This window comes from Acinetobacter sp. YH12241 (assembly GCF_013417535.1).
Classification (GTDB): Bacteria; Pseudomonadota; Gammaproteobacteria; order Pseudomonadales; family Moraxellaceae; genus Acinetobacter.
Window position 1 is genome coordinate 1 of sequence record NZ_VPDQ01000069.1, and the last position, 1,483, is coordinate 1,483.

The 1,483-nt window shown below is 43.8% G+C and carries 1 protein-coding gene; it reads left to right on the plus strand.

Going from position 1 to position 1,483, the window contains the following annotated elements; translation table 11 throughout:
• The first annotated feature begins 108 nt into the window (after nt 1-108).
• A complete protein-coding gene (locus FTV18_RS15575; protein ID WP_096902756.1) occupies nt 109-1,434 on the plus strand; it encodes an ISNCY family transposase in 1,326 nt (441 codons plus the stop codon).
• The last annotated feature ends 49 nt before the right edge of the window (nt 1,435-1,483 follow it).

Here is a 1,483-nt window from a genome sequence, read left to right on the forward strand (position 1 = left end):
TTGTAACTCCAAAATAGAAATGTCCGGTTTCTCCAAAGTAAAAATGTCCGCTTTTAGAATATGCGCTGTTGCAATTTTCTTAGCGGACGGTTTGATATGTTGGTGTCTATGTCGGATAAAGAACTTAAACGATTGTCGGTCTTGCAAGAAATCTGTGATCAACGCATAACCCAGCCCCAGGCTGCTCAGCTACTTCATATTTCAGAACGTCAGATCAGACGTTTATTGCAAAAATACAAAACTCAAGGTCCAACTGCATTAGCCCATGCTGCACGTGGCCAAATCAGCAATTCCAGGCTTCCTGAAGAGCTCAGACTCAAGTGCCTCAATCTGGTCGCTGAACAATTCCATGGTTTCGGACCCACTTTAGCGCATGAAAAGCTCACCACCGTTCATGGCTTTGATATTTCAGTTGAAACACTGCGTTCCTGGATGATTGCAGCAGATCTGTGGATTCCTCGCGCCAAGCGCCTGAAACGCCCGTATCAGCCTCGTTACAACCGGGATTGCTTTGGTGAACTGATCCAAATTGATGGCTCACACCATGACTGGTTTGAAGGACGCGCTGCTAAGTGCTGTTTGCTGGTGTTTATCGATGATGCGACAGGAAAATTGCAGCATTTACGCTTCTGTGAATCAGAATCAACCTTTGACTATATGATTTCAACACGTTTATATGTCGAACAGCACGGTAAGCCTTTAGCGTTTTACAGCGACAAACATTCAGTCTTTAGAGTGAATCAAAGCAGCAAGAAAGACACCAAGATTACCCAGTTTGGACGTGTACTCAGCACCCTCAATATCGATATCATCTTCGCCAATTCACCACAGGCCAAAGGCCGTGTAGAACGGGCGAATAGAACGCTTCAGGACCGTCTGATCAAAGAAATGCGCTTGGAAGGCATCTGTTCGATTGAGCAAGCTAATGCCTGGCTACCCTGCTTCATTGAGCAGTTCAATCAGAAGTTCGCCAAGATGGCTTTTAATCCTAAGAATCTACATCGGCCTATCACTGAAACAGCCGAAGAATTAGATGATATTTTTACTTGGCGTGAACCCCGCAGAGTCACCAATAGCCTGACGATTACTTATGATAAATGCGTATATCTCCTGGAAAACACCGAAGAAAATCAAAGGTTGATCGGTAAGTATCTTGAGTTCCTGGAATACCCGGATGGTACTGTAGCCCTCATGCATGATGGCCGAAAGATCAATTACAGCCTCTTCGATAAATTAAGTCAGCTGAATCAGCGAGAGATTGTTGAGAATAAACGGTTGAGTGCTGTTCTGAATCATATCCAACAACAGCATGAAGAACTGGAACAGCAAAACAAACGTAATCGTTCTCAAAAGATGCCAAGCAGACGTGCACAGAAAACAGCGATTGAACAACGAAATCTAAATCCTGTGCTTGACTTGGAAATGTCCATATAGGACATTTCTATTTGGTTATTAGGTAGGACATTTCTACTTGGGAATAACA

Coding starts and splice junctions, on each gene's coding strand:
- FTV18_RS15575 (WP_096902756.1), top strand. CDS start 109: ATGTCGGATAAAGAACTTAAACGATTGTCGGTCTTGCAAGAAATCTGT.